This is a genomic window from Herbaspirillum sp. BH-1, from assembly GCF_002870055.1.
GTDB lineage: Bacteria > Pseudomonadota > Gammaproteobacteria > Burkholderiales > Burkholderiaceae_D > Herbaspirillum > Herbaspirillum frisingense.
In genome coordinates this window covers 194985-219813 of record NZ_PKOI01000007.1, presented here as the reverse complement: position 1 = coordinate 219813, position 24829 = coordinate 194985, and the positions used below count along the sequence as shown (strand labels likewise).

The following is a 24829-nucleotide window of genomic DNA, read 5'->3' as shown; positions in this document are numbered from 1 at the left end:
CTAATCTCCTTGAAAGCTTTCCGGTGTTTCTTGATGGGTGATGGACAGCAGTTTTTCCACGCGCAAGGCGTATTGACCATTGAACTGGCCATAGCTGCATTCCATCACCGGCACGCCATCGACCTGCGCCTCGACGGTCTCGTTGGTCTGCAGCGGGATCACGTCACCCACCTGCATGTGGAGCAGGTCGGTAAAGTTGACGCGGGCGGTGCCAAAATTGACGATCAGTTCGACTTCGGCGGTCTGGATCTGCTGCTTCATCAGGCGGATCCAGCGCTTGTCGACTTCCAGTGCCTCACCCTGCATGCTGCTGGTGAGGCGGTCACGCACCGGCTCGATCATCGAGTAGGGCGTGCAGATATGGATTTCACCGGACACCGGTCCCAGTTCAACGGTGAAGGTGGTGGAAACCACCACTTCGTTGGGGGTGGCGATGTTGGCGAACTGGGTGTTCATTTCCGAGCGGATGAACTCGAACTCGATCGGATAGATCGGTTCCCACGACTTGGAGTAGGTCTCAAACGTAATTTCGAGCACGCGCATGATGATGCGTTGCTCGGTGGGCGTGAATTCGCGGCCTTCGATGCGGGTGTGGAAGCGGCCATCGCCACCGAACATGTTGTCCACCAGCATGAACACGAACTGCGGGTCGAACACCACCAGACCGATGCCCCGGAAGGGCTTGATGTGGACCAGGTTCAGGTTGGTCGGCACCACCAGGTTGCGGATGAATTCGCTGTACTTGGACACCTTCACCGGACCGACCGAAATCTCGGCGGTACGGTGGATGAAGTTGAACAAGCCGATGCGGAACAGCCGGGCGAAGCGCTCGTTGATGATTTCGAGCGTGGGCATACGCCCGCGCACGATGCGTTCCTGCGTGGCCAGGTTGTAGGTACGTACCGTACCAGGAGCTTCTTCGACGATTTTTTCTTCGTCTTCGTCTCCCGTCACACCCTTCAAGAGGGCATCGACTTCTTCCTGTGATAGAAAATGCTCGGCCATGGTCGAAAATCTCTGACTGCGATGCGGTGTTACTGCTGTTGGATCACGAACGAGGTGTAGAACACGTCGGTGATCTGCGGACCCTTGCCCTTGCCGGAGAACGGTTCGCCCAGTTGGTCGATGATCTCGTCGGTGAGCTTGCGCTTGCCTTCACTGGTGAGCAGTTCGGACGCCTTCTTGCTGGACAATACCATCAGCAGTCGGCTGCGCACCTGGGGCATGTAAAGCTTCAGGGCTTCGGCGGTCTGGCCGTCCGGCACCTGCAGGGTCATCGCCACTTGCAGATACTGGTCGCCGCTTTCCTGCTGCAGGTTGACCACGAAGGGTTCGATGACCACGAAGGTCGGTGCCTTGGCCTCGGACTTTTCCTCGGCATGCTCCTCGCCCTTCTTGCCCTTGCCGCCCATCATGAAGAAGGCTGCGGCACCACCGATGACCAGTACCAGCACGGCACCGATGATGATGAACAGCATCTTCTTGCTGGATTTGGCCGGTGCTGCGTCTGCTTCAGCGCCCTTGGCAGGTGCTTTTCCTTTTGTTGCCATCTACTAGTCCTTTCAGTTCGTCTGCGCACAATGCGAGGATATCTGCTTATCGGCAAGGAAATCCCATTGTTGAGCCCTGCGCAAACGAAATTGCATTTTTTGTAAGCGTGACCGAAGCGGCGTGCCTCAGGCGAAGGTGTCTACCAGGCCCAGGCCGCTGGTGGTGGCGGTCGTGGTGGTGGCGTTGACGGCCAGTTCGCCTTCCTGATCCTTGCCGAAGCTGCCCGAGGCAGTTGCAGAGCGGCCCTGCTGCTGGCCGGTGTTGCCCTGCTGCTGATTGGGCATGCCGGTATTGACGGTCGCCTGACCCAGCTGGATGCCAGCCTGGTCCATCATTTCGCGCAGCTTGGGCATGGCCGCTTCCAGCGCCTGTTTCACTTCGGGCTGGGCGGTGATGAAGGTGGCGTCGGCCTGCTGGTTGTGCACATTCAGGACCACCTGCATGGGACCCAGGTCGGGCGGGTTCAGGCTCAGGGAAGCGCTTTGCATACCGGCGCTGACCATCCACGTGATCTTGCTGCCCACGGCCTGGTCCCAGCCGGCGCTGCCGACATTGGGCTGGACCTTGTCGGTGTAGCTGGCGAAGACGGCTTGCGGTTGGCTGGTGGCCAGGGTCTGTTGAATGACAGGCACGACGATCGGGGCCGGTGTCGTTTGCGGCAGGTCCTGCTTGGCGGTCGTCACGGCTTCGGCGGTGACCTTGCCAGTCTGGGCGCGAGCAGCAGCCAAGGCGCTGGCATCTTCCTTGGGAGCGGCCTTGGTGTCGCCGCCCAGGTCCAGGGCCGGCTTGTCGCTCTTGCCATTCTTGGCACTTTCCTGGCCCAACGGATTGGCTTCGGTCCCGCCGGCGTTGCGGCTCAGGTCGCGGCCTTCCTGCTTGAGCTTGTTGGCGGCCAGGGCGTCCTGCAGGCCGGCCAGGTCGATCTTGCCTTGTTTGCCGTCCGCCATCAGGGCTTGCTGGTCGGCCAGTGACAGCGTGGCGCCGCCACGCCTGGATTGGGCCAGCAGATCGGCCTCGGTGTTCTCGCTCTTGCCTTCGCCGACGGGCTTGACGGCGTTCTGGGCGATGTTGGCCACCAGCGCCAGCAGCTCGGCGGAGGCGGCAGTGGTGGTGTCGTCGCTGTCCTCGTCCTTTTCCTTGCTCTGGTCGGCAACGTCCTGCTTCGACTCGGTCTTGGTGGCAGCTGTCTGCTTGGCGGCGTCATTCTGTGCGGCCTGGTTGGTCGCGGCCGGTGGTTGCGGAGCTTGCGGCTTGGCTTGCGACTGCTGTTCCTGGTTGCGCGAGTTCACCTGGCTGCTGAGCACCTGGTTGAAGGGGGCGTCGGCCGTGAAGCTGTCGGCCGGGTTGCCGGAACGCGAACCGGTGGCGGCTTGCGAGCCGGTAATGACGTTCAACAGCGGCAGGGAAGTGTTCATGGTGGTGGCCTGTCGGTTACTTGCTACTCGGTGCTCTGCGTGCTCTTTGCGTTGCGGTCGTCGTCGGGTATTGCTTGCCTGTCATCCGTCCGATCAGCGCTTGTAGAAGCTGATGCGTGCGGCGTGCTCATCCATGGACTTCTGGTCGCGCTTGCTTTCCTTGCGCATTTCCTTGTCCCGGGCACGCGTGGCCAGGGTGTCGTAGGACATGCGCTTGCGCTCGCAGGCCTGCCAGGCGGCGCGCGCCTCGGCTACGCGCTGCTGGCTGCTCTGTACCACGTCCTGCTGGCCGTCGATGGCGTTGTCGATCTTCTCCAGGAACAACTGGAAGTTGCGATAGGCCAGCGCGGTCAAGCCATTGGTCAGGGTTTCCTGGAAACGGGCCGCGTAGTCGTCGCGGTACTGCTGCAGGATGCCCAGCTTCTGCTGTGCTTCTTCACTCACGCGAATAGCCCGGCCGAGGCGTTTGGTCGCATCGTCGGTCTCTTTGGTCGCCAATTCGATCAGCGTATCAAGTGCGGAGGGAGTAGCCATGATCGCTCCGATTATATTTTTGGCCCTGCCCGCTCAATCACCCGAATAGAGCGGTAAGTTGCCTCAAGCTCTCTGATACATCGGCCTGCTCATGGATACCTTGCTGCAAAAAGGCTTCCATTCTTGGCAATAAGGCAATGGCTTCGTCCAGAATGGGGTCGCTGCCGGCCGCGTAGGCGCCCACGCTGATGAGGTCGCGGTTACGCTGGAAGCGTGAGTACAACTGCTTCAAGTGGCGGGAGCGGCGCTGGTGATCGGCATCGGTGATGCTGTGCATGGCGCGGCTGATGGATTGCTCGATATCGATGGCCGGGTAGTGGCCGGCTTCGGCCAGTTGGCGGTTGAGCACGATGTGGCCGTCCAGGATGGCGCGGGCGGCATCGGCGATGGGGTCCTGCTGGTCATCGCCTTCGGTCAGCACGGTGTAGAAGGCGGTGATGGAGCCGCCGCCTTCGTCGCCATTGCCGGCGCGTTCCACCAGTGCCGGCAGCTTGGCGAACACGGAGGGCGGATAGCCTTTGGTGGCAGGGGGTTCGCCGATGGCCAGGGCGATCTCGCGCTGGGCCATGGCATAGCGGGTGAGCGAATCCATGATCAGCAGCACATCCTTGCCCTGGTCGCGGAAATACTCGGCAATCGAGGTGCAATAGGCCGCGCCCTGCAGGCGCATCAGCGGCGGGGTATCGGCGGGGGCGGCCACCACCACCGAACGTGCCAGGCCTTCCGGTCCCAGGATCTGTTCAATGAATTCCTTGACTTCGCGGCCGCGTTCCCCGATCAATCCGACCACGATCACATCGGCGCTGGTATAGCGCGCCATCATGCCCAGCAGCACGCTCTTGCCCACGCCTGAGCCGGCGAACAGGCCCATGCGCTGGCCACGGCCGACGGTGAGCATGGTGTTGATGGCGCGAATGCCGGTGTCGAGGATGTCGCGGATGGGTGCGCGTCCCAGCGGATTGGCGGCACGTACGCCCAGGGGCGCGGAGCTTTCAGTGTGCAGCGGGCCGAGATTGTCCAGCGGGCGGCCGGCGCCATCGAGCACGCGGCCCAGCAGTTCGTCGCCGACCGGCAGGCGCCGGCTGTGTTCGTCGATGCGGCGCGGGGTAAAGCTGATGGGGCCGGTGCGCGGGGGCGGGCGTACGGGTTCGACGGGGTAGACGCGGGTGCCGGGAACGATGCCTTCGACGTCACTCTGCGGCATCAGGAAGAGGCGATCGTCCTGGAAGCCGACGACTTCTGCCTCGATCATGGTGCCATTGGGCAGGGGCACGTTGCAGGGGCTGCCCACTGGCAGCTTCAGTCCGACCGCTTCCATCACCAGCCCGGCGACGCGGGTGATGCGGCCGGCGGTCATGGTCGGCTCGGCCATGGCAACCAGGCTGCGACAGTTGTGCAGATAGGCTTGCCACAGGCTGCTATGGGATGGCATCGGGGAGTTCATGCGGGGCTCCCGTTCAGGTCGGTATCACTTGTAAAACGTCATTCCAGCCAGTCGAGCTGCTTGGACAGCGATTCGCCCAGCCGCTTCCAGCGGGTCTCGGTGGTGGCATCTATCTGGTTGGTGCGGGTTTCGACGCGGCAACCGCCGCGGTCCATCTGGGCATCTTCGTCGATCTTCCAGCCTTGCTGGGCCAGCTCGGCACCCATGTGCTCGCGCACCAGGGCGGCGTCTTCCGGGTGCAGGGTCAGGCTGGCCGGCAGTTGCAGCACCGGCAGGGCGTGGATAGCGGCGCTGACGGTGGGCAGGACCAGCTCCGGGCGTGCGCGCAGGGCGGTCTTGAGCATGGATTTGGCCAGGTCCAGCGCCAGGTCCAGCATTTCGGGAGCCATGCGTTCGCTGCACTGGGAGACTTCTGTGCTGAAGTTGACCGCGATCTGGCGGAAGTGCTGGATGACTTCGTTGATTTCCTGCTGACCTTGCTGCAGACCGGCCATGTAGCCTTCCGAGCGACCGGCCTGCAGGCCATGCTGGCGACCTTCGGCGAAGCCTTCCTGGCGCGCTGCTTCGCGGATGGCGTCGAGCTGTTCGGCCGTCAGTTGCGGCACCGGTGGCGGTTCTTCGAGGAATTCTTCCTCTACCGGCAGCGGTTCGGGCTCCGGTTCGGGTTCGTCGTGGAAGGACGCCAGCTCCCAGCGCTGGTAGGGCGTCATCTCTTCCTTGGGAATGATCTTTGCACGCATGGCTTCTTTGACTCCTCAGGCCGGCATGCCGACAGCAAACTGCACGATGGGCATCAAGCGCATCAGATGAACGCGTCCTCGCCCTTGGCGCCCAGGACGATCTGGCCTTCGTCGGCCAGGCGGCGCACGATCTGCAGGATGGCCTTCTGCTGGGCATCCACTTCGGACAGGCGCACCGGTCCCTTGGATTCCAGGTCTTCCTTCATCATCTCGGCCGCACGTTGCGACATGTTGGCGAAGATCTTGTCGCGCAGGCCTTGCGAGGCACCCTTCAGGGCCACGATCAGCGACTCGGACTGGACTTCGCGCAGCAGCAGCTGGATGCCGCGGCCGTCGATGTCGATGATGTTCTCGAAGACGAACATCTCGTCCATGATCTTCTGCGCCATGTCCTCGTCGTAGGAGCGCAGGTTGTTCATCACCGAGGTCTCGTTCTCGCCGGACATGAAGTTGAGGATCTCGGCCGCGGTACGGATACCGCCCATCTGTTGCTTCTTCAGGCTTTCGTTGCCGGTCAGCAGCTTGGTCAGCACATCATTGAGTTCGCGCAACGCGGCTGGCTGCACGCCGTCCAGGGTTGCAATACGAAGGATGACATCGTTGCGCAAACGTTCCGTGAAATTGTTGATGATGCCGCAGGCATGGTCGCGCTCCAGGTGAACCAGGATGGTGGCGATGATCTGCGGGTGCTCGTTGCGGATGAGTTCGGCCACCGACTGGGCGTCCATCCACTTGAGGCTTTCGATACCGGAAGCGTCGCGGCCACCCAGGATGCGGTTGAGCAGGGAGGTGGCCTTGTCGTCGCCCAGGGCCTTGGTCAGGACGCTACGGATGTACTCGTCCGAATCCAGACCCAGCGAAGAGGCCTGGCCGGTCTCGGCCACGAAGGCTTCCAGCACTTCATTGATTTCCTCGAAGCTGACGTTGCGCAGGGCCGACATAGCCGCGCCCAGCTTCTGGACCTCTTTCGGGCCCAGGTACTTCATGACTTCGGCGGCCTCATCCTCGCCCAGGGCGAGCATGAGGATGGCACCTTTCTGAACGCCGTCGTTACTCATTGTTCACCCATGACTTGATGATGCTTGCCACCAGCTTCGGATCGTTCTTGGCCCACTGCTTGGCGGTTTCGAGGTTGGCCTTGTAGGCCGCGCGTTCGTCGATCTCGGGCTCGCCGGAGAGGTTGACGATGGCATCCGGATCGTCCGGATCGAAGCCGGCGGCAACCGCTGCGGCTGCTGCGGCGGCTTCGGCCTCGGCCTTTTCCTTGGCCAGGCGTTCGCGCTCTTCCCGGCCGGAGAGCTTCCAGACGATGGGGCGCAGTACGCGGAAGTAGAGGAACAGCAGGACTGCGGCCACCAGCACGTACTTGCCGATTTCCTTGGCCAGCTCGATCATGCCCGGCTGCTTCCAGAGCGGCACTTCCGGTTCCATGTCGGTGCTGAACTGGGTGTTGACCACGTTGAGCGAGTCGCCTCGGTCCTTGTTGTAGCCCATGGCTTCACGGACCAGGTCGGTGATCTGGTTGCGTTCGGCTTCGGTCAGCGGACGCATCACGATCTTGCCGGTGTTGTCCATGGTGCGCTTGTAGTTCACCACCACGGCCACCGTCAGGCGACGCACGCCACCCATGGGTTGCTGGGTGTAGCGCACGGTCTTGTCGACCTCGTAGTTGATGGTCTCGTCCTTGCGCGAATTGCCGCTGGCCGTGGGGGTGGGCGCTGCGCCATTGGGCGTGGCGGCGGTACCGTTCTGGTTGGCAGCACCATTGGCAACGGCCGGATTGACGATAGGCGCGGTGGCCGGAGCCGGCGGCTGGTTGGTCAGTGCGCCCGGGACGCCTGAGGTGCCGGAGGTCGCGCTATTGGCTTCGCTGCTCTGCTTGCTGCGAACGGCGGCGGTGTCCCTGGTCTGGTTGGGCTTGTAGGCTTCAGAAGCCTGTTCGGTACGGGAGAAGTCGACGTCGGCGGTCGCTTCGGCACGCACGTTGCCATTGCCGACGATGGGCGCGATGATCGATTCGACACGTTTGACGATGTCCTGCTGCAGGTCCTGGACATACTTCAGCTGCGTTGGGTCCAGGGTATTGGTCTGCGTCTGCTTGGTGGTGTCGGAGAGCAGGTTGCCGTTCTGGTCGACGATGGTGACCGACTTGGGAGACAGTTCGGGGACGCTGCTGGCCACCAGGTGGACGATGGCGCTGACCTGTTGCTGATCGAGGTAGCGGCCGGGATAGAGGCTCAAGACGACCGAAGCGGTGGGTTTCTGCTGGTCGCGCACAAAGACCGAGGCCTTGGGCAAGGCCAGGTGCACGCGAGCAGTCTGTACCGATGACAGGGATTGTACCGAGCGCGCCAATTCGCCTTCGAGGGCGCGCTGGAAGTTGACCTGTTCCAGGAACTGGGAGATGCCCAGCTTCTGGTTTTCCATCAGTTCGAAGCCGACATTGCCGCCCTTGGGCAGGCCTTGCGCGGCCAGCTTCAGGCGGGCGTCATGCACCATGTTCTCGGGCACCAGAATGGCCGTGCCGCCCTCGGAATACTTGTAGGGCACGTTCATCTGCTGCAGCGAGGCCACGATGGCGCCGCCGTCGCGGTCATTGAAGTTGGAGAACAGGACGCGATACTCGACCTTCTGGCTCCACAGCCAGATACCGGCCATCAGCGCCAGGGTGGCAGCTGCGGCGATGATGAGCAGGATGCGTTTGCCTTGCGGCGAGCGGGCGTAGCCAACCATGCCTCCCTGGGCGGGTTGCCCCTGGGGCATGCCCTCAGCGTTGCTGAGGTCGCCCGTGGTATTGGTTTCGCCGGTCATCGTGCCGTCGGCTGCTACCGCCATGATTTCCCCTCTGGCGTCCCCGCGATTGCCAGCTTGATAAAGACTTTATTCACTGCCTACCTTTGTGAGGTTTTTTGCTCAGTGTGGATTGTCCGTTGGAAGCGGGAATTTGATCGCCCGAACAGAATGGCAAATTCCCCGCTTATTGGTGCGATTTGTCAATGCGGCAGTGTTAAGGTGCTGCTGTAGATGGCAGGGGTGCGTGCTGCGCTCCCGTAAGGCCTGCAAGATGAACTCAAGGGGTGGGAAATGGCAATCGAAAGCGTGATTGATACCAGCAAGATCGAGGCGATGGTGGCCCAGCTGAAGGCGGCTGCGGCGCGGGCGCAGGGTGTGACCGACCCGGTCCAGAGCAGCCTGAAGGCGGAAAAGCCGGCGCAGCGCGTGGATTTTGCCGATGTGCTCAAGGGCGCGATCGATCAGGTCAACAGTTCCCAGCAGACTGCGGCCAAGATGTCGCAAGCCTTCGCTATGGGGGATGATAGCGTGAACCTTTCGGATGTGATGATTGCTTCACAGAAGGCAAGTATTTCTTTCCAGACAAGTATTCAGGTGCGCAACAAGCTGGTCTCGGCCTACCGCGACATCATGACCATGCAGCTGTGATCGATTCGCCCTGATGTTGCTTCGGCGCAGCGATTGCCGGGCCGTGGCGGTACGCTCTGCATGCAAAGACACCCCGAAACCGGTCGATCCGGTCTCGGGGTGTCTTGTTTTGTGCGGGGATGACTGTTGGGAGCGGGGTTGCAGGGCAGCCCCGTCCGGCCTTACATCATGCCGGAAGCCTTGGCGTTCTGTTCGCGTTCCAGCTTGGTGATGAAGCGCTGGATCGCCGCCAGTACGGTGCGGGGAATGTCCACGAACTGGCAGCCGAAGCGGTTGACCACCTTGCCGTTGGTCATCTTGAATTCCTTGCAGTCGCGCACCTGCAGCTTTACCGAGACCAGGGTGTTGTCACCCAGTTCCAGTTGGCAATCTTCGTAGATCACGCCCGGTGTGGCGGGGAGGATCTTCTTTTCATCGGTAATGCCCACGCCACCTGCGCTGATGTTGTTGAGCAGGGTGATCACCGTGGCGAAGGAGCCATCGGCCTGGGTGATGCGGAAGGTGCAGCGCAGCGGCTTGGCGATCGGCGTCGGGATACGGAAATACTCGCGACGTTGCAGGCGAACCAGGCTTTCCGGAATGTCGACCTTGAGGGCAGGGCGATTCTGGTATTCGATCTGGGTGGCGCCGTCGACAGCGAAGGTGATGCGGATGCTGTTGTACAGAGCTTCGAAATTGATGCGCTTGCTGGCAACGATGCTCTCATTGAGCATGGCGCTGGGCGCGGCATCGATGATCAGGGAATCCTCATCGGCATCGACTTCGAGGATGGAGGTGATCACGGACTCGGAGCCACCCTTGATCAGCAGGCTCAGGAGCTGGTTCTTTTCCATCATGCTGGTCAGCAGGGCGATGATTTCCCGCCGTGAATGAACCCGGTAGGGACTGTCGTCGTCGATCTCGTCGTGATTTGCCATCTATCTGTGCGTCTTTTGCGTCTTGTGCGTCTGAAATCAGCGAGTGGGCTCGCTTTCCCCGGGGAAATTATTGGAATAATTTAACCCATTATCATACATCACAGACTCACTTAATTGCATATTTTCAATACGATATAGCCACGCAAGCAGTTCGGCCACGGTGCGGTAGAGAGCGGGGGGGATCTGCTGGTCCAGTTCGACCTGCATCAGCAGGGAAACCAGTTCCTTGGATTCGTGCACGTAGACGCCACTCTCCTTGGCCCGCGCGATGATGGCTTCGGCCACCAGACCACGGCCCTTGGCCACGACCTGAGGCGCCCCCTGGCTGGCATTGTAGGCCAGCGCGACGGCGTTTTGCAGCGGGATATTAGGTTTCTCCATCGGCTTGCTTGACGGTGAGGGAGTCGAGGGAGGTGCCTGCGGCTGCCATGGCATTGGCAAACAGGCCGCTATGGCCACGCAGGGCGGCCGCGGCAGCTTCGTTGTCGGCCTTGACTTGTACGTGGATCTGCTGTCCGATCAGGCGGATCGAGGCGGAAACGCTGCCCAACTGGGCGAAGTTGAAGCGCACGACGCTGTGCCAGGTCGGGGCCGAGGCGTCGTCGTCGCGTCCGCCAGGGGCGGACTGGTCATGTTCCTGGCCGATTTCCCATTCCATCTGCTGCCCCGGCCAGACTTGCCCGTGCCAGACGACGCGTTGCTGCTCCAGGGCGTTGAGTTGCAGGTTGATTAACTGTCCGAGTTGGTTCTGGGCGGGATCACTCTGGCTCAGCAGATTGATGTCGCCGCCTTTCTGGGCAGCCACCTGGGCCTGCGGTTCCTTCATCAGTTCTTCGGCGGGGCGCTGGCCGGCGGCCCATGCCGAGACGTGGGATTCGTAGAAAACGCCGCTGTAGGCGATGGCGTCCTTGAGGGCGCCTGCCATCTGTTCAGTGGGGACATTGGGCTTGGTCAGCAGCGGGGCAGCTGCACTGACGTGATCGGCCATGTCGCCTTGCTGGGAGGCCTGCAGCAGGCTGCCGATGAGGCGGCCGGCATTGCTGAGCGTGGTCGTGGTGCTGGAGGGGGCGCCTGAATCTCCCTGGCCGGGGCCCTTGGCACGGGCGTCCGCGGGGACTTCCTCGTTCTGCCCGATCTGGCCGGCGCCGCTCTCGTCGCGGGTGACGAACTGCAAGGACTTCAGGTCCTTCTGCATGGCGCGGCCGGCATTGCTTAGCGCCACCGAGGCACTGTCTTCGTCGGAGCGGATGCTGCCTTCGTTGACCGAGAACGTGGGACGAGGGTCCTTCGAGACCAGGGTGAGGATCAGCGAATCGCCGACCTTGGCATTGTTGGGCAATACCATGCGCGCGGCCGTATTGGCAATGCGCACCAGGAAAGTGCCGTCGCTGAAGTTGGAGAGGATGCGGCCAGACATCTGCTGGCCAATGGCAATCTGGGCCAGGCGGCTGAAGGCCTCCTGGCGGGTATCGGCAACCGAGACGACGGCGGTAGCCGCGTCAACTGCATGGACAGGCTGGACGGCGCTGGCGATATCGGCCCGCGGCAGCATGTTCAACTACCCATGCCGTAGGTATTGAGCAGCTTCTGTTCGGTCTGGTTGCTTTGGATGAGCGCCGACAGTTTGCGCAATCCCGGTTCGGTCAGGTTGCGGATGTGGCGATCGTCTTCGAGGATCTTCTTGATGATATCGACCTTGCGGTTGCGCAAGGCCTCAGGCAGGGAGACGTGGTCCTCGCAATTGCGCAGGTTGGCGATGTGCTTGCCGCATTGCGCTTCCAGCCCGGCCAGCAGGTCCCAGTCTGCTGCCCGCGCGGCAGCCAGCATTTCGTCAGTCAATTGCGAAATCGACTCGTAAATGGCGATGACTTCGTCACCGTTCATATCAGTCAGGCCTTTGCGAAGCTGGGTTGGGAATGATCCTGGACAACTGCCATTTGCGGTGCGGACTGCACGGTGTTGGGGCCAATCTGTTCCCACGCCGAACGGATGTCATTGAGCAAACCGTGGATCTCATCGAGGATGGCAGGATTGTTGGTGGCATTGGCTTCGAACAGGCGTCGGCTCATGTACTCGTACAGCGAATCCAGGTTCAACGCCAGTTCGCCGCCGACTTCCTTGTTGAGGCTGGCGCGCAGACCGTTGTCGACGATCAGGATGGCCTTGGTGATGGATTCACCCTTGTCCTTGATATTGCCTTCGCCCATGTGCTTCTTGCCCAGCGCAATGGCAACCAGTGCGCCATCGAAGAGCATGGTGATGAGCTTGTGCGGGCTGGCGGCGACCACGCCGGTTTCCACCCCGATATTGGCGTAGGCGTTGGCCCCGCGTTTCATGCTTCCGAACATGACGTTCTCCTATGTTCGCGGATTCAGACTCAACTGCTCTTGGCCAGACTGGCCAGTTGCTGGGTCAGGTAGCTTTGCGTGGATTGCATGCTGGCCAGCGTGATGTTGAGCTGGTTGAACTGGTTGGTGTAGGCATCTTTCATGTTGGACAAACGGGTCTGCACTGCGGTCTGGCGATCCTGGTTGATCTTCAGGCTGGCCTGCAGGCCGTTGGTCTTGGTGGCGATGATGCCGGTGTCACTCAACAGGTTCGTCATCAGCGTCGTCAACTTGGTGACGATACCATTTTTGGAGGACGTGGTGTTGGTCGTATCCGGGTCGGTGCCGGCAAACAGGTTGGCGATGCCGGCAAAATTGTTGGTGGCCGCGGTCGACAATTTGGTGGCGTCCAGTGCCAGCGTGCCGTCCTTCTGGAACCCGATGCCGATGTCGGAAAGCGTGTTGATGCCATTGCCACCGTCCACCGAGGAGAACAGGGTGTTGCGCAACTGGGTCAAGATGGTCTGAACCGACGACTCGCTGGCCAGGGGGGCCGAGGTATTGGCCTGGCCCAGTGTGGTCGAAGGCGTCTGCGCGGTCATGCTGGCGATCGCCTTGGCCAGGGTATTGTAGGCGGAGACGAACGTGTTGGCCGCACTGGTCAGGCCGGTGGTGTCGTTGCTGATGTTGAGCGTGAAATCGTCTGCCGAGGTGGTGACCTTGGAGAGATTCAGGGTCACACCCGAAATCACGTTTTCCACCTTGTTGCTGGGACTGGTGACCGTCACGCCGTCGATGGACAGCTTGGCGTCCTGCGCCTTGAGCAACTGTCCCATGCCGCTGACGCTGAGACCCGAATAATCACCACTGCCCGCGAGGGAAATGGCAGCCGTGGCGTTCGCGGCGTTCGGCGTCAGTACCAGGCGGCTATTGGTGCCGTCGTTGGTGATGGAGGCGGTCACGCCGGCACCCGCACCATTGATGGCGGTCATGACCTGAGTCAGGTCGATGTCGCCACTGCCATTGGCCGTCGGGTTGATGGCGATGGTGCTGTCCCCCACTTTCAGGTTCAGCGTACCAGTGGTATAGAGCTGGCTATTGCTGACATTGGGGGTAGTGACCGTACCGCTCGGATCCGAATTGAATACGGCAAAGTCCGCGGTGCCGGTGACCTTGATGGTATTGGTGGCGCCGCTGTCCTTGGCGGTGAGCACCAGGTGGTCGTTAGTGCCGTCGCTGACGATGGTGGCGTTCACGCCGGCATCGCTGCTGTTGATGGCATCGCGAATGCCGGCCAGACTATTGGTGGACGGCTTGATGATGGTCGTCGAGCCGGTGCCGGTCTTGATGGCCAGCAGACCATTTTCAAACGTGCTGCCCGGGGTGATGCTGGCCGAGCTGAGCTTGGCGGTCTGCGCCAGTTGCGTCACGCCAACCGAATAGGTGCCCGAGGCAGCCTTGGTCGCATCGCGCGGCGCCTGGATCTGGGTGGTGGTGCTGGGCGTCGAGCTCGATGGATCGTAGGCGAAGCGGGACAGGCTGTTGTTGGCAGTGACCTTGATGGTATTGGCAGTGCCGCCGGTATTCGATTCCAGCACCAGGTGATCGCCACTGCCATCGGTGACGATGGAGGCAGTAACGCCAGCCTTGGAGGCATTGATGGCGTCGCGAACGCCTGCCAGGGTGGAGTTGGCCTTGAGCGTGATAAAGGTGGGCGAGTTGGTGCCGATCTTGATCGCCAGCGAGTCGCCAGCACTGAAGGTGGTGCCGCTGGTGACGCCCTCGGATTTGATCTTCTGCGCCAGGATCTTGGTCGAATCGTCGCTGTTGACGTCGGCGGTGAACGGATCGGTGGTCAGGTTGCTACCGGTGCCGGCATTGCTGACGCTGCTTTTCTGGGAGCTGAAGCTGGCTGCACTGAGCCCCGTGATGGCCGACTGATAGGTCGACAGCGCGCTCTTGAGGCTGCCGTACGCCGAGATCAGGGTGTTGTAGCTGCTGGCCTGGGTGGTCAGCGGAGTCAGTTGAGACTGGCTTTCCGCCGAGATCAGCTGGCTGACCAGGGTCGCGACGTCAAGCGGGCCTGCCGAGGTGGAGATAGTGCCGGTGGAAGTGGCCATGGTTCAACTCCTGAATCTTTGCGTAAGGCACAGCGCTTTAGGGGGGGGGCTGCGCGCGCGGTCAACAGGAGAGTGGCTCTCAAGTACGGCGTCGGTGCAGGAGGGACGCTGTGCGGGTGTTATGCGAATCCATTATGAACTGGGGTAGCCGAACCCGTCATGCGCCATGAATGATCATGGGCGCACGCGGTCTTTCGAGCCACTGCAGTTCGTACCAGACTCAACTTCAAATCAGACCTTGTGGTTGATCAACAGGCCTTGCATCTTGTCGATGGACTTGGCGATGGAGATCGCTTCTTCGCTGGGAATCTGGCGGATCACGGTGTCGGTCGCGGTATCCACGACTTTGACGATGGTGCGGCCGGTCTCTTCGTCCTTGGAGAAGTTCAGTGCCGAGGCGCTGGTCTTGGCGAAGTCGTTGAGTTTGCCGACGGCATCGTTGACATCGCTTTCCGTCGCGCGACGTGCTTCCGAAGTCGCTGCCGGGGCAACGGTCGATACCACGGGATCGGGCTTGACAGCGCTTTGCGGCAAGGCATACGCCGTACCGGAATCGCCAGCAGCTGTGATATTAAGTGGGGCAATCGACATGTTACTACTCCCTTCCTTAAAGGAACGTGCGGAGAATAAGGCCTATCCTCCGCACGTCATCCTACCTAGCTATCAGGCTTATTTCAACAGCGACAGGACTTGCTGCGGTGCCGAGTTGGCCTGCGACAGCATCGCGTTACCAGCCTGTTGCAGGATCTGCGCACGGGTCAGGTTGGCAGTTTCTGCAGCGTAGTCGGTATCCATGATACGGCTACGGGACGAGGTGATGTTCTCGCTCGACACTTGCAGGTTGCTGATGACGGCGCTGAAGCGGTTCTGAACGGCACCGAACTCTGCACGCTTGGACGAGATCAGGCTGATGGCCTTGTCCAGGTTGGTGATTGCCTTCTGTGCATCGCTTTGTGCGGACGGAGCAGCAACAGCCTTGTCCAGGGCCAGCTTGGCGCTGTCCACGGCCTTCTGCAGGGTCACTGCCGAAGAAGCCAGGGCGCTGGCGGTCAGGGTCGAGCCGGTAGCGAACAGGTTGTCCAGCTTGGCCTTGGCCGAGGTGTAGGTGGTTTGGGCAGTGCTCACACCGGAGGTGTCGCCCAGACCGATCAGACCCTTGGCGCTGGTGCCGATGACGTCGGCCATGGTCTTGTTGTTCGACAGGTCATCCAGGGTGATGGTGATCTGGTCGTTCAGCTTGTTGTCCTGGACGTTGGCGCCGACCTGGAACGACAGGGTCAGGGAAGCCGAAACGTTGGCCGAGCTGGAGCCCACGCCAGCCGATGCACCTTGGCCGGAGCCGGTGAACAGGTTCTGGCCGTTGAAGCTGGTGCCGTTGAGCACGCGGAACACTTCTTCCGACAGTTGCTTGTATTCGTCGTTCAGGGTCTTGCGGTCTTGCGCGCTGTTGGTGCCGTTCGAAGCTTGAACAGCCAGTTCACGCATACGCTGCAGGTTGTCGGTCACGGTGGACAGAGCGCCTTCAGCGGTCTGGGCCATCGAGATGCCGTCGTTGGCGTTACGTTGTGCAACTGCCAGACCCTTGATCTGGGAGTTCATGCGGTCGGCGATGGCCAGGCCGGCGGCGTCGTCCTTTGCGCTGTTGACGCGCAGACCGGAGGACAGACGTTGGATCGAGGTGTTGAGCGACGACTGCGACGAATTCAGATTGCGTTGCGTGTTCAGCGACGCAATGTTGGTATTGATGACTGATGCCATGTTAATTCTCCTAAGATTTGAGACCGATGATCCGAGTTTCAGTGCTTAACTTTGGTCTTCTACCCATGAGCCCCAGGCGTTTCAACCTCTGTTGATTGCTTTATCGGGCAGTCTTGGAAAAAGTTTAGGGCTTTCGCGAAAAAAATCTCTTTCAAGGCTTTCCGAACTAAAACTGCGTGCTTTGAAACTGCAAGCAAATCCTTTTTCGACGCCGATCGAGAAAACTTTAGGGAAATCTTTGTTGAAACCAAGAAATTTTCGCTCCATTGAAAAAGCCGCTCGGTGCAAGCGGCTTTTTCGGAAGGGGTGAGGGAGGGCCAGAGTCCTATTGCTGCACCTTTTCTTGTTGCAATCTGATTAACTCTTCTGCGATGCGCTTCATCACGGAGTCCCAGTCGCTGAAGGCAGGCTGGCGGAACAGGCGCATGCTCGGATACCAGGGCGAATCGTCGCGGTTCTGCAGCCAGCGCCAGTCCGGGATGTGCGGGAGCAGTACCCAGGTGGGGTGGCCCATGGCACCAGCCAGGTGCACCACCGAAGTATCCACGCTGATGACCAGGTCCAGGTTGTGGATCGCTGCGGCGGTATCGGCAAAGTCTGCGCATTGGTCACCCAGATTGTGGGCTGACCGGTCGGCGGGCAGATTCTTCAGGTCTTCCAGGGGCTTGCCCTTTTGCAGGGAGTAGAACTCGATCTTCGGGAGTCCGAACAATTGCTTGAAAGTGTCAAGGGGGATCGAACGGTGCCGATCATTGCCGTGCTCCGGATTGCCGCCCCATACCACACCGACACGTAGATGCTGTTCCGATGTTGTTATTGCGGCAATTTTCTGGCGCCATTCTTCTGCCAGCAAGGGATCGGCTGCCAGGTAGCTGGGGAAGGAGGGGATGTCTTCCACGGTATCGGTGCCTAGCGCATAGGGCAGGCTCATCATCACGTAGGCGCAGTCGCAGGGTGGCAGCGGGTCGCTTTCCCGGATCAGGGTGACTTCTGGCGTGAACGACTGGAACAGCCGATACAGCGGATTCTTCACGTGCACCGCCACCCGGGCGCCGCGGTCCATGACCAGGCGTGCATAGCGCAGAAACTGGATGCTGTCGCCAAAGCCCTGTTCGTGCATCAGGAGTATGAATTTGCCTTCCAGCGAACTCTTGCCATCCCATTTGGGGATGATCTCGAACAGTTTGTGGATGAGCTTGTAGACGTAGGCGCGCTCGCGGGTTTCCAGGCGACTCTCGTGACATTCCCAGCCTTCCTTGAGGTCGCCGTGCAACAGCAGGCTCAGGGCCAGGTTGTGCTTGGCGGTGGAATAGTTGGGACGCAATTCGAGCGCCTTGCGGAAGATCTCCACCGCCTCATGGGTGTCGCCATGGTCGTGCTTGATGGCGCCGATGTTGTTGTAGATGAGGGCTTGCTTGGGATTCAGTTCCAGCGCCTTGTTGAACATGCGCATGGCATCGTCGAAGCGATCTTCGGCGGAAAAGTAGCTGGCACCCAGCTTGAGATAGCTGTTGGAGTCCTTGGGGGCGATGTCGATGACGCGCAGCAGGTGTTCGTGGGCTTCGGTGACCTTGTTCAGTTTCAGGTAGGTATCGGCAATCTTGTTGTGCGCGTAGGTATCTTCCGGGTCCAGAAGGATTGCTGTCTTGTGGGACTCCAGGGCTTCCTTGTACATCTCCATGGCATGGAAGGCTTCGCCCAGGGCGGTGTGCGAAGGGGCGAAGTTGATCTGCAGTTCCAGTGACTTGAGGATGGTTGCGACCGCCTCGTCATAGCGCTTCGCTTCCACCAGTGCCCGCCCCAGATGGGAGAGCGGGCCGGGGGCCTCTGGCTCGCGCTTGACCGCATCCTCGAAGTAGGCGATCGAGGCATCCGGGTCGTTCTTTTCATGCAAGGCATTGGCCAGGCCGACGCGGGCCGTCCGGCTTTCCTTGTCGACTTCGATGGCGCGTTCATAGATCCTGATGGCTTCATCGATGCGATCCTGTGCCAGGAGTGCGGCTGCCAGGTTGCTCAGATACTCGGCATTCTCCGGATCAGCCGCGATGGTCTTGCGAAGATAGTGTTCGGCATCGGCGTGCAGGCCCTCCTGCATGGCGATGAGTCCGCGTGCATGGTTGGCGAACACCAGGGTGGGAGCGCGCCCCAGCACGGCAGTACACAGGGCCTTTGCTTCATCAACCTTGCGATTATCCAGAAGATCCAGGCATTTGCGGACATCCAGCAGGTCTTGCAGATGGGACTGGGTGGCGGCCTGGGCCTGGTTACCGTGCTTGTTGCTGCTCTTGCGCGTCGACATCGAAAGGGATCCTCTTGGTTGGGCGCATGCTTTGCGCCGGACATAGCTGTCCACCAGAAATAATATGCGCAAGGACCGGATGCCGAAGAGGCGAATAGAAAGCAAAAAACCTTCGTTTTAGACGAAGGTTCCTTGGGAGGGGGATCGGCGCGGTGGTGGGCGCCGATGCATCGGGAGCGGCAGGCTTGCTCCCTGCTGGTTTAATGCCAGCTGCGCAACAACCCGACGGCAAGCCCTTCAAGAGCAAACTGGTCGGCGTCCGGCTTGACGATGATGGGTTCGAATTCCGGATTTTCCGGGAAGAGCGTGATGACCGAGCCGGTCTTCTGGTAGCGCTTGACGGTGACCTCGTCGGCCAGTCGCGCCACCACGATCTGCCCGTTGCGCGCCTGGTCGGTCTTGCGGACCGCCAGCAGATCGCCATCGAGAATGCCGGCGTCGCGCATGGACATGCCGCGCACCTTCAACAGGTAATCGGGCTTGCTGGGGAACATCGCCGGATCGACCTGGTAGGTCTTCTCGACATGCTCCTGCGCCAGGATGGGCGAGCCGGCAGCCACGCGACCGATCAGGGGCAGGCTCAACTGCATCAGGGCGGGGTGGGGCAGGGCCATCTGGCGGGCGATGCCGCTTGATGCGGGTACGCCGGATTCACGCAGGCGGATGCCGCGGGAGGTGCCAGGGGATATTTCGATGGCGCCCTTGCGGGCCAGTGCCTGCAGGTGCTCTTCAGCGGCATTGGCGGAGCGGAAGCCAAGCTCGGCAGCGATCTCGGCGCGCGTGGGAGGGAAGCCGGTGTTCTCGATGGCGTTCTTGATCAGGTTCAGGATCTGTTCCTGGCGCGCGGTCAGTTTGAGCATGGGGTAGGCCTTTCTCTGGGGGAAGGCTGTTTGGATGAACAGTCTGTATTTTTATACAGGTGCAATCCTTGTGTCAACGGCAACATGCACTTTCTGGTGCTGCAAGAACGGTTTTTCCTGTCTATATATAAATAGATGAAATATCTTGTGCGGCCTATCTGCCCAGTGCGATGGCTCCGCCTGTGTCTACCTGACCTCGCCAGCGATAGTCGACATTGCTGTTATGCCAGAAACCTTGTATGATCTTGGGTTTTCCTCTTCCCACACCCGTCTTGACGCCGGGGTGGGCGTCTTCAATAAGTCCATAAGGAGTCTACATGCGTCATTATGAAATCGTATTTATCGTCCACCCGGACCAAAGCGAGCAAGTGCCGGCGATGATCGAGCGTTACAAGGGCATCGTCACCACCCGCGGCGGCAAGGTTCACCGTGTCGAAGATTGGGGCCGTCGTCAACTGGCCTACCAGATCCAGAAGCTGGCCAAGGCTCACTATGTCTGCCTGAACATCGAAGTCGACAGCGAAACGCTGGCCGAGATCGAAACCGGCTTCAAGTTCAACGACGCCGTCCTGCGCCACCTGACCGTCAAGATGAAGAAGGCCGAAACCGGTCCTTCCCCCATCCTGAAGGCAGTGCAGAAGGAAGACGCGGCCAAGAGCCGTACCGAAGCACCGGCAGCCTGATTGCGCTGCGATTCATAGCGGAGAGTGAACCAGCTTCAAGTCATCGCCAGTCTGGCCGAACGTGATGTATTGCGTTATACGCCGGCCGGTATTCCGATCGTGACTGCCAGGTTGCAGCATCAGTCGGAGCAGATGGAAGCTGGCATGCGTCGCCAGGTCGAATTCGAGATCGCGGCGATGGCAGCAGGAGAAATCTCCGGCGCGCTCAACAAGGCTGCGCTGGGTGAAGTCTTCCGCTTCACCGGCTTTCTGGCCCGCAGGAATCGCAACAGCAAGAGCGTCGTGTTTCATATCGTTGATTTTGGCGCTGTCCCGTCGGAAGACTGACGCGAGGCGGCGCTAAAAAGACCTTACCCAATTTTTAGATACAGGAGCCAAATCATGGCATTCGGTAAAAAGTTCGATAAAAGCAAGCTGAAAAACAAGCGTCAACAGCAAAACCCGCTGTTCAAGCGCAAGAAATTCTGCCGTTTCACCGCCGCTGGCGTTGAACAGGTCGATTACAAGGACGTGGACACCCTGAAGGACTTCGTCCAGGAAAACGGCAAGATCATGCCGGCACGCCTGACCGGTACCAAGGCCCACTACCAGCGTCAAGTTGACACCGCCATCAAGCGCGCGCGTTACCTGGCCCTGCTGCCGTACACCGATCTGCACAACGCGTAATCTGCGCCGAGAAATAGGAGAAAAACATGCAAGTCATTCTGTTGGAAAAAATCGTTAATCTCGGCGGTCTGGGTGATGTCGTGCGCGTCAAGGACGGTTTCGCACGTAACTTCCTGATCCCGCAACGCAAGGCCCGTCGTGCTACCGACGCTGCCATCGCCGAATTCGAAGCCAAGCGCGCCGATCTGGAAAAGGCCGCTGCCGAGAAGCTGGCTGCTGCTCAAGCACAAGGCGAAAAGCTGACTGGTGCCACCGTGGAAGTGTCGCAGAAGGCCGGCGTTGACGGTCGTCTGTTCGGTTCCGTGACCAACTTCGACATCGCTGAAGCCCTGGGCAAGAAGGGTTTCGCCGTGGAAAAGTCGCAAGTGCGTATGCCCAACGGCCCGCTGAAGATCGTTGGCGAACACCCTGTGTCGGTTGCTCTGCACACCGATGTGGTGGTCGACGTCACCATCGCTGTGAAGGGCGAGCAAGCGTAATTCGCCTGTTTGCTGCAATTCGTTTTGCAATAGAAAAGCCGGGTTCGCCTGGCTTTTTTATTGTCATTTTGCTTCGGTTCTTCCTGCCGGGAAAGCCTGTTGGCCTACCCTCCGCCGCGGATCGAACCTTGCATCTGTTCCTTGCCAGGGCCATGCGCTGCAAAAACGTCCACCTGAACCAACGGCTTCACATCAGCAGGTTATAATGCGCGCCATGAAAGAATCGTCCCGCGGCAATCCTGAATTTTTCCGCGGCCAGAAGGAGTCTTCCGATCCCCAGATCGATGCACTCCGCGTGCCGCCACACTCCATCGAGGCCGAGCAATCGGTGCTGGGCGGCCTGCTGCTGGACAACGCAGCCTGGGACCGCATCGCAGATTTCGTCAGCGCGGAAGACTTCTACCGCTACGACCACCGCATCATCTTCGAGCACATCGTCAAGCTCATCAACAGCACCAAGCCGGCGGACGTGATCACGGTCTATGAGGCCATGTCCACCAGTGGCAAGGCCGAGGAAGTCGGTGGCCTGGTCTATCTGAACGCGCTGGCACAGAACACGCCGTCGGCGGCCAATATCCGCCGCTACGCCGAGATCGTGCGTGACCGCGGCATCCTGCGCAAGCTGATCACGGTGGCCGACGAAATCTCCGGCAATGCCTTCAATCCGCAGGGCAAGGACGTCAAGTCCATGCTCGACGAAGCCGAATCGAAGATCTTCGCCATCGCCGAAGAGGGCTCGCGCGGCTCGCAGGGCTTCATGGAAATCCAGCCGCTGCTGACCCAGGTGGTGGAGCGTATCGACGAACTCTACAACCGCGACAACACCAGCGACATCACCGGCGTGCCCACCGGCTTCATGGACCTGGACAAGATGACCTCCGGCCTGCAACCGGGCGACCTGATCATCGTCGCCGGTCGTCCCTCCATGGGTAAGACGGCGTTCTCGATCAACATCGGCGAACACGTGGCGATCGAATCCGGCCTGCCGGTGGCGGTGTTTTCCATGGAAATGGGCGGCGCCCAGCTGGCCATGCGTATGCTGGGCTCGGTCGGTCGTCTGGACCAGCACCGCCTGCGTACCGGTCGCCTGCTGGACGAGGACTGGCCGCGCCTGACGCACGCCATCCAGAAGATGAACGATGCCCAGTTCTACATCGACGAAACGCCGGCGCTGTCGCCCATCGAATTGCGCGCACGCTCGCGTCGCCTGGCGCGCCAGTGCGGCAAGCTGGGCCTGATCATCATCGACTACCTGCAGCTGATGTCGGGTAACGGTGGCAGTTCCTCGGAAAACCGCGCCTCCGAAATCTCGGAAATCTCGCGTAGCCTGAAGGGCCTGGCCAAGGAGCTCAACTGCCCGGTGATTGCACTGTCGCAGCTGAACCGCTCGCTGGAACAGCGCCCCAACAAGCGCCCGGTGATGTCTGACTTGCGCGAATCCGGCGCCATCGAGCAGGATGCCGACGTCATTTTGTTCATTTACCGGGATGAAGTTTACAATCCGGACTCGCCCGACAAGGGCACTGCGGAAATCATTATCGGCAAGCAGCGTAATGGCCCCATTGGCAGCATTCGCCTGTCTTTCCTGGGGATGTATACCAAGTACGACAACTATATCGGGAATCTGGCGCAGCCCTACGGCGGCGACTGAACGGTTGGGGTGGCGGGCAGCGATGGCCGTCACTGCACGAGGATCACGGGCGGCGCATGGCCGCTCGTGTCATGTAAGGCGGATGGCTCCCGAGGCCGTCCGTGCAGGACCGGCAGGGCGGGATTCCGGCTTCCAAGGGGGCAAGCCGCAGGCCGGTTCGAAACGGCGCCCGATACGGGCGCTAACCATTGATGAGAGAGAAAAATGTTTGGACGATTGATGCCGACGGAAGGCAAATTCTTTGACCTTTTCAATCAGCATGCAGAGCTGGCGGTCAAGTGCGCGAAGGAAATGGTGGCGCTGATGACCAATTTCGATGACCTCGAAATCCGCGTGCACGCCATTGAAGCCGTCGAAAAGGAGGCCGACAAGATCACGCACAATACCATCGATCTGCTGCACAAGACCTTCATCACGCCGCTGGACCGTGATGACATCCACCAGCTGATCACCCGCATGGACGACATCCTGGACCTGCTGGAAGACGCTGCCCAGACCATCTCCCTGTACGACATCAAGGCCATCACGCCCGAAGCCAAGCGCCTGGCTGAACTGTGCCTGTCCTGTGCGGAAAAGGTGCAGGCGGCCGTCGGCCTGCTGTCGAACATGGACAATTCGCGCCAGATCCTGGCCATCTGCCAGGAAATCGACCGCCTGGAATCCGACGCCGACCACGTCATGCGCGCGGCCATGTCCAAGCTGTTCCGCGACGAGCCGGATGTGCGCACGCTCATCAAGCTCAAGGCCATCTACGAAATCCTGGAAACCGTCACCGATCGCTGCGAAGACGTGGCCAACATCATCGAAGGCATCATCGTCGAAAACGCCTGATCCCCGGCGTAGCGGCGATTCCTCCGGGGAACGCCGCTGGCTTCACACAACGGTTTCCCCATGCAAACAATCCAAATCAGCTTACATATCCTCGCGCTGTTGATCGTCCTGGCGCTGCTGTTCGACTTCATGAACGGCTTCCACGACGCCGCCAACGCGATCGCCACCGTGGTCTCCACCGGTGTGTTGCGTCCGCAGACGGCCGTGGCCATGGCGGCCTTCTTCAATCTGGCCGCGGTGTTCGTGTTCCACCAGCTGCACGTGGCCGCCTCGGTCGGCAAGGGCACCATCGAGCCGGCCATCGTCGACCAGTACGTCATCTTCGGTGCCCTGATCGGCGCCATCTTCTGGAACCTGGTGACCTGGTACTACGGTATTCCGTCCTCGTCCTCGCATGCCCTGATCGGTGGCCTGGTCGGTGCGGCCGTGGCCAAGGCCGGCACCGGCGCCCTGATCTCGGCGGGCTTGCTCAAGACGATCCTCTTCATCGTCCTGTCACCCTTGCTGGGCCTGGTATTCGGCTCGTTGATGATGCTCATGGTGTCGTGGATATTCTTCCGCTCTACGCCGCGCAAGATCGATGGCTGGTTCCGGCGGCTGCAGTTGCTGTCGGCCTCCATGTACAGCCTGGGCCATGGCGGCAACGATGCGCAGAAGACCATCGGCATCATCTGGATGCTGTTGATCGCCTCGGGCTATTCCTCGCCGGAAGCGCCGCCGATGTGGGTCATCATTTCCTGCTACTGCGCCATCAGCCTGGGGACCTTGTTCGGTGGCTGGCGCATCGTCAAGACCATGGGCCAGAAGATCACCAAGTTGAAGCCGGTCGGTGGCTTCTGTGCCGAAACCGGCGGTGCCATCACCTTGTTCATCGCAACCGCCCTGGGTATCCCGGTCTCCACCACCCACACCATCACAGGCGCCATCGTCGGCGTGGGCGCGGCACAGAAGATGTCGGCCGTGCGTTGGGGCGTGGCCAGCAACATCGTCTGGGCCTGGATCTTCACCATCCCGGCTTCGGCCTTCGTGGCCGCGATCGCCTGGTGGATCGGGGTGCACGTGCTGTAATCCATTCTGGTTCGCGTCCGCGGCGGTTGCCGGCGCGGGCGTCCA

General features: G+C 60.6%; 26 protein-coding genes. 8 read left to right on the top strand and 18 right to left on the bottom strand.

Going from position 1 to position 24829, the window contains the following annotated elements:
- The 8 genes from fliM to fliF form a co-directional block, all read right to left on the bottom strand.
- Positions 1 to 1005 carry a flagellar motor switch protein FliM gene (gene fliM / locus HBH1_RS12250; RefSeq protein ID WP_039874831.1) on the bottom strand — a complete coding sequence of 335 codons (1005 nt, stop codon included), beginning with the start codon at positions 1003 to 1005 and terminating at the stop codon, positions 1 to 3.
- A 29-nt stretch (positions 1006 to 1034) separates the two neighbouring features.
- Complete coding sequence (gene fliL, locus HBH1_RS12245; RefSeq protein WP_102662971.1) at positions 1035 to 1550, bottom strand: flagellar basal body-associated protein FliL; 516 nt, start codon at positions 1548 to 1550, stop codon at positions 1035 to 1037.
- Positions 1551 to 1676: 126 nt separating this feature from the next.
- Positions 1677 to 2966, bottom strand: coding sequence for a flagellar hook-length control protein FliK (locus HBH1_RS12240; RefSeq protein ID WP_102662970.1), 1290 nt, complete (start codon positions 2964 to 2966; stop codon positions 1677 to 1679).
- Positions 2967 to 3059: 93 nt separating this feature from the next.
- Positions 3060 to 3500, bottom strand: a complete 441-nt coding sequence (fliJ, locus tag HBH1_RS12235) for a flagellar export protein FliJ (protein WP_102662969.1) — start codon at positions 3498 to 3500, stop codon at positions 3060 to 3062.
- Positions 3501 to 3537: 37 nt separating this feature from the next.
- Complete coding sequence (gene fliI / locus HBH1_RS12230; RefSeq protein WP_102662968.1) at positions 3538 to 4944, bottom strand: flagellar protein export ATPase FliI; 1407 nt, start codon at positions 4942 to 4944, stop codon at positions 3538 to 3540.
- A gap of 38 nt (positions 4945 to 4982) precedes the next feature.
- Entirely contained in the window at positions 4983 to 5684 is a 702-nt protein-coding gene (gene fliH / locus HBH1_RS12225; RefSeq protein ID WP_102662967.1) for a flagellar assembly protein FliH, read from the bottom strand.
- Positions 5685 to 5746: 62 nt separating this feature from the next.
- On the bottom strand, positions 5747 to 6742 hold the full coding sequence (fliG, locus tag HBH1_RS12220) for a flagellar motor switch protein FliG (protein WP_006462657.1): 996 nt from the start codon (positions 6740 to 6742) through the stop codon (positions 5747 to 5749).
- Positions 6735 to 8519, bottom strand: a complete 1785-nt coding sequence (gene fliF / locus HBH1_RS12215; RefSeq protein ID WP_102662966.1) for a flagellar basal-body MS-ring/collar protein FliF — start codon at positions 8517 to 8519, stop codon at positions 6735 to 6737. Before fliF ends, fliG begins: the two co-directional genes overlap by 8 nt.
- A gap of 249 nt (positions 8520 to 8768) precedes the next feature.
- Between fliF and fliE the strand changes: the two genes are divergently transcribed.
- Positions 8769 to 9125: a flagellar hook-basal body complex protein FliE gene (fliE, locus tag HBH1_RS12210; protein ID WP_006462655.1), complete on the top strand. Its 357-nt coding sequence runs from the start codon at positions 8769 to 8771 to the stop codon at positions 9123 to 9125.
- Between the two features lie 161 nt (positions 9126 to 9286).
- On the opposite strand, the gene HBH1_RS12205 is transcribed toward fliE, so the two are convergent.
- The 10 genes from HBH1_RS12205 to lexA all read right to left on the bottom strand — a co-directional run bounded on the left by HBH1_RS12205 (position 9287) and on the right by lexA (position 19406).
- Positions 9287 to 10042, bottom strand: a complete 756-nt coding sequence (locus HBH1_RS12205; protein ID WP_102662965.1) for a flagellar brake protein — start codon at positions 10040 to 10042, stop codon at positions 9287 to 9289.
- Between the two features lie 36 nt (positions 10043 to 10078).
- Positions 10079 to 10423 carry an EscU/YscU/HrcU family type III secretion system export apparatus switch protein gene (locus HBH1_RS12200; RefSeq protein ID WP_102662964.1) on the bottom strand — a complete coding sequence of 115 codons (345 nt, stop codon included), beginning with the start codon at positions 10421 to 10423 and terminating at the stop codon, positions 10079 to 10081.
- Positions 10410 to 11594, bottom strand: a complete 1185-nt coding sequence (locus HBH1_RS12195) for a flagellar hook-length control protein FliK (protein ID WP_102662963.1) — start codon at positions 11592 to 11594, stop codon at positions 10410 to 10412. The genes HBH1_RS12200 and HBH1_RS12195 overlap by 14 nt, the downstream gene beginning before the upstream one ends.
- Before the next feature lie 2 nt (positions 11595 to 11596).
- Positions 11597 to 11926 (bottom strand): flagellar protein FliT, encoded by a 330-nt coding sequence (locus tag HBH1_RS12190; protein WP_006462651.1) that lies wholly within the window; start codon positions 11924 to 11926, stop codon positions 11597 to 11599.
- A gap of 5 nt (positions 11927 to 11931) precedes the next feature.
- On the bottom strand, positions 11932 to 12390 hold the full coding sequence (fliS, locus tag HBH1_RS12185; protein WP_006462650.1) for a flagellar export chaperone FliS: 459 nt from the start codon (positions 12388 to 12390) through the stop codon (positions 11932 to 11934).
- 29 nt (positions 12391 to 12419) lie between these two features.
- Positions 12420 to 14489, bottom strand: coding sequence for a flagellar filament capping protein FliD (gene fliD / locus HBH1_RS12180; protein ID WP_102662962.1), 2070 nt, complete (start codon positions 14487 to 14489; stop codon positions 12420 to 12422).
- A gap of 231 nt (positions 14490 to 14720) precedes the next feature.
- Positions 14721 to 15080 carry a flagellar protein FlaG gene (locus HBH1_RS12175; RefSeq protein WP_039874823.1) on the bottom strand — a complete coding sequence of 120 codons (360 nt, stop codon included), beginning with the start codon at positions 15078 to 15080 and terminating at the stop codon, positions 14721 to 14723.
- 78 nt (positions 15081 to 15158) lie between these two features.
- A complete protein-coding gene (locus tag HBH1_RS12170; RefSeq protein ID WP_102662961.1) occupies positions 15159 to 16247 on the bottom strand; it encodes a flagellin N-terminal helical domain-containing protein in 1089 nt (362 codons plus the stop codon).
- 325 nt (positions 16248 to 16572) lie between these two features.
- Complete coding sequence (locus HBH1_RS12165; protein ID WP_102662960.1) at positions 16573 to 18546, bottom strand: tetratricopeptide repeat protein; 1974 nt, start codon at positions 18544 to 18546, stop codon at positions 16573 to 16575.
- Between the two features lie 200 nt (positions 18547 to 18746).
- Complete coding sequence (gene lexA, locus HBH1_RS12160) at positions 18747 to 19406, bottom strand: transcriptional repressor LexA (protein WP_006462646.1); 660 nt, start codon at positions 19404 to 19406, stop codon at positions 18747 to 18749.
- A 317-nt stretch (positions 19407 to 19723) separates the two neighbouring features.
- Here lexA and rpsF point away from each other — a divergent pair, with 317 nt between their 5' ends.
- From rpsF to HBH1_RS12125, 7 genes are all read left to right on the top strand, one after another.
- A complete protein-coding gene (rpsF, locus tag HBH1_RS12155) occupies positions 19724 to 20089 on the top strand; it encodes a 30S ribosomal protein S6 (protein WP_006462645.1) in 366 nt (121 codons plus the stop codon).
- A gap of 24 nt (positions 20090 to 20113) precedes the next feature.
- On the top strand, positions 20114 to 20416 hold the full coding sequence (priB, locus tag HBH1_RS12150; RefSeq protein WP_006462644.1) for a primosomal replication protein N: 303 nt from the start codon (positions 20114 to 20116) through the stop codon (positions 20414 to 20416).
- A gap of 54 nt (positions 20417 to 20470) precedes the next feature.
- The gene (gene rpsR, locus HBH1_RS12145; protein WP_006462643.1) at positions 20471 to 20755 is read left to right on the top strand and encodes a 30S ribosomal protein S18; all 285 of its coding nucleotides are present in this window, start codon (positions 20471 to 20473) and stop codon (positions 20753 to 20755) included.
- 26 nt (positions 20756 to 20781) lie between these two features.
- Positions 20782 to 21234 (top strand): 50S ribosomal protein L9, encoded by a 453-nt coding sequence (gene rplI / locus HBH1_RS12140; protein WP_006462642.1) that lies wholly within the window; start codon positions 20782 to 20784, stop codon positions 21232 to 21234.
- 205 nt (positions 21235 to 21439) lie between these two features.
- Positions 21440 to 22885, top strand: a complete 1446-nt coding sequence (locus HBH1_RS12135) for a replicative DNA helicase (RefSeq protein ID WP_006462641.1) — start codon at positions 21440 to 21442, stop codon at positions 22883 to 22885.
- Between the two features lie 204 nt (positions 22886 to 23089).
- A complete protein-coding gene (locus HBH1_RS12130; protein ID WP_102662959.1) occupies positions 23090 to 23716 on the top strand; it encodes a DUF47 domain-containing protein in 627 nt (208 codons plus the stop codon).
- A 60-nt stretch (positions 23717 to 23776) separates the two neighbouring features.
- Positions 23777 to 24784 carry an inorganic phosphate transporter gene (locus HBH1_RS12125; protein ID WP_006462639.1) on the top strand — a complete coding sequence of 336 codons (1008 nt, stop codon included), beginning with the start codon at positions 23777 to 23779 and terminating at the stop codon, positions 24782 to 24784.
- Positions 24785 to 24829 lie beyond the last annotated feature (45 nt).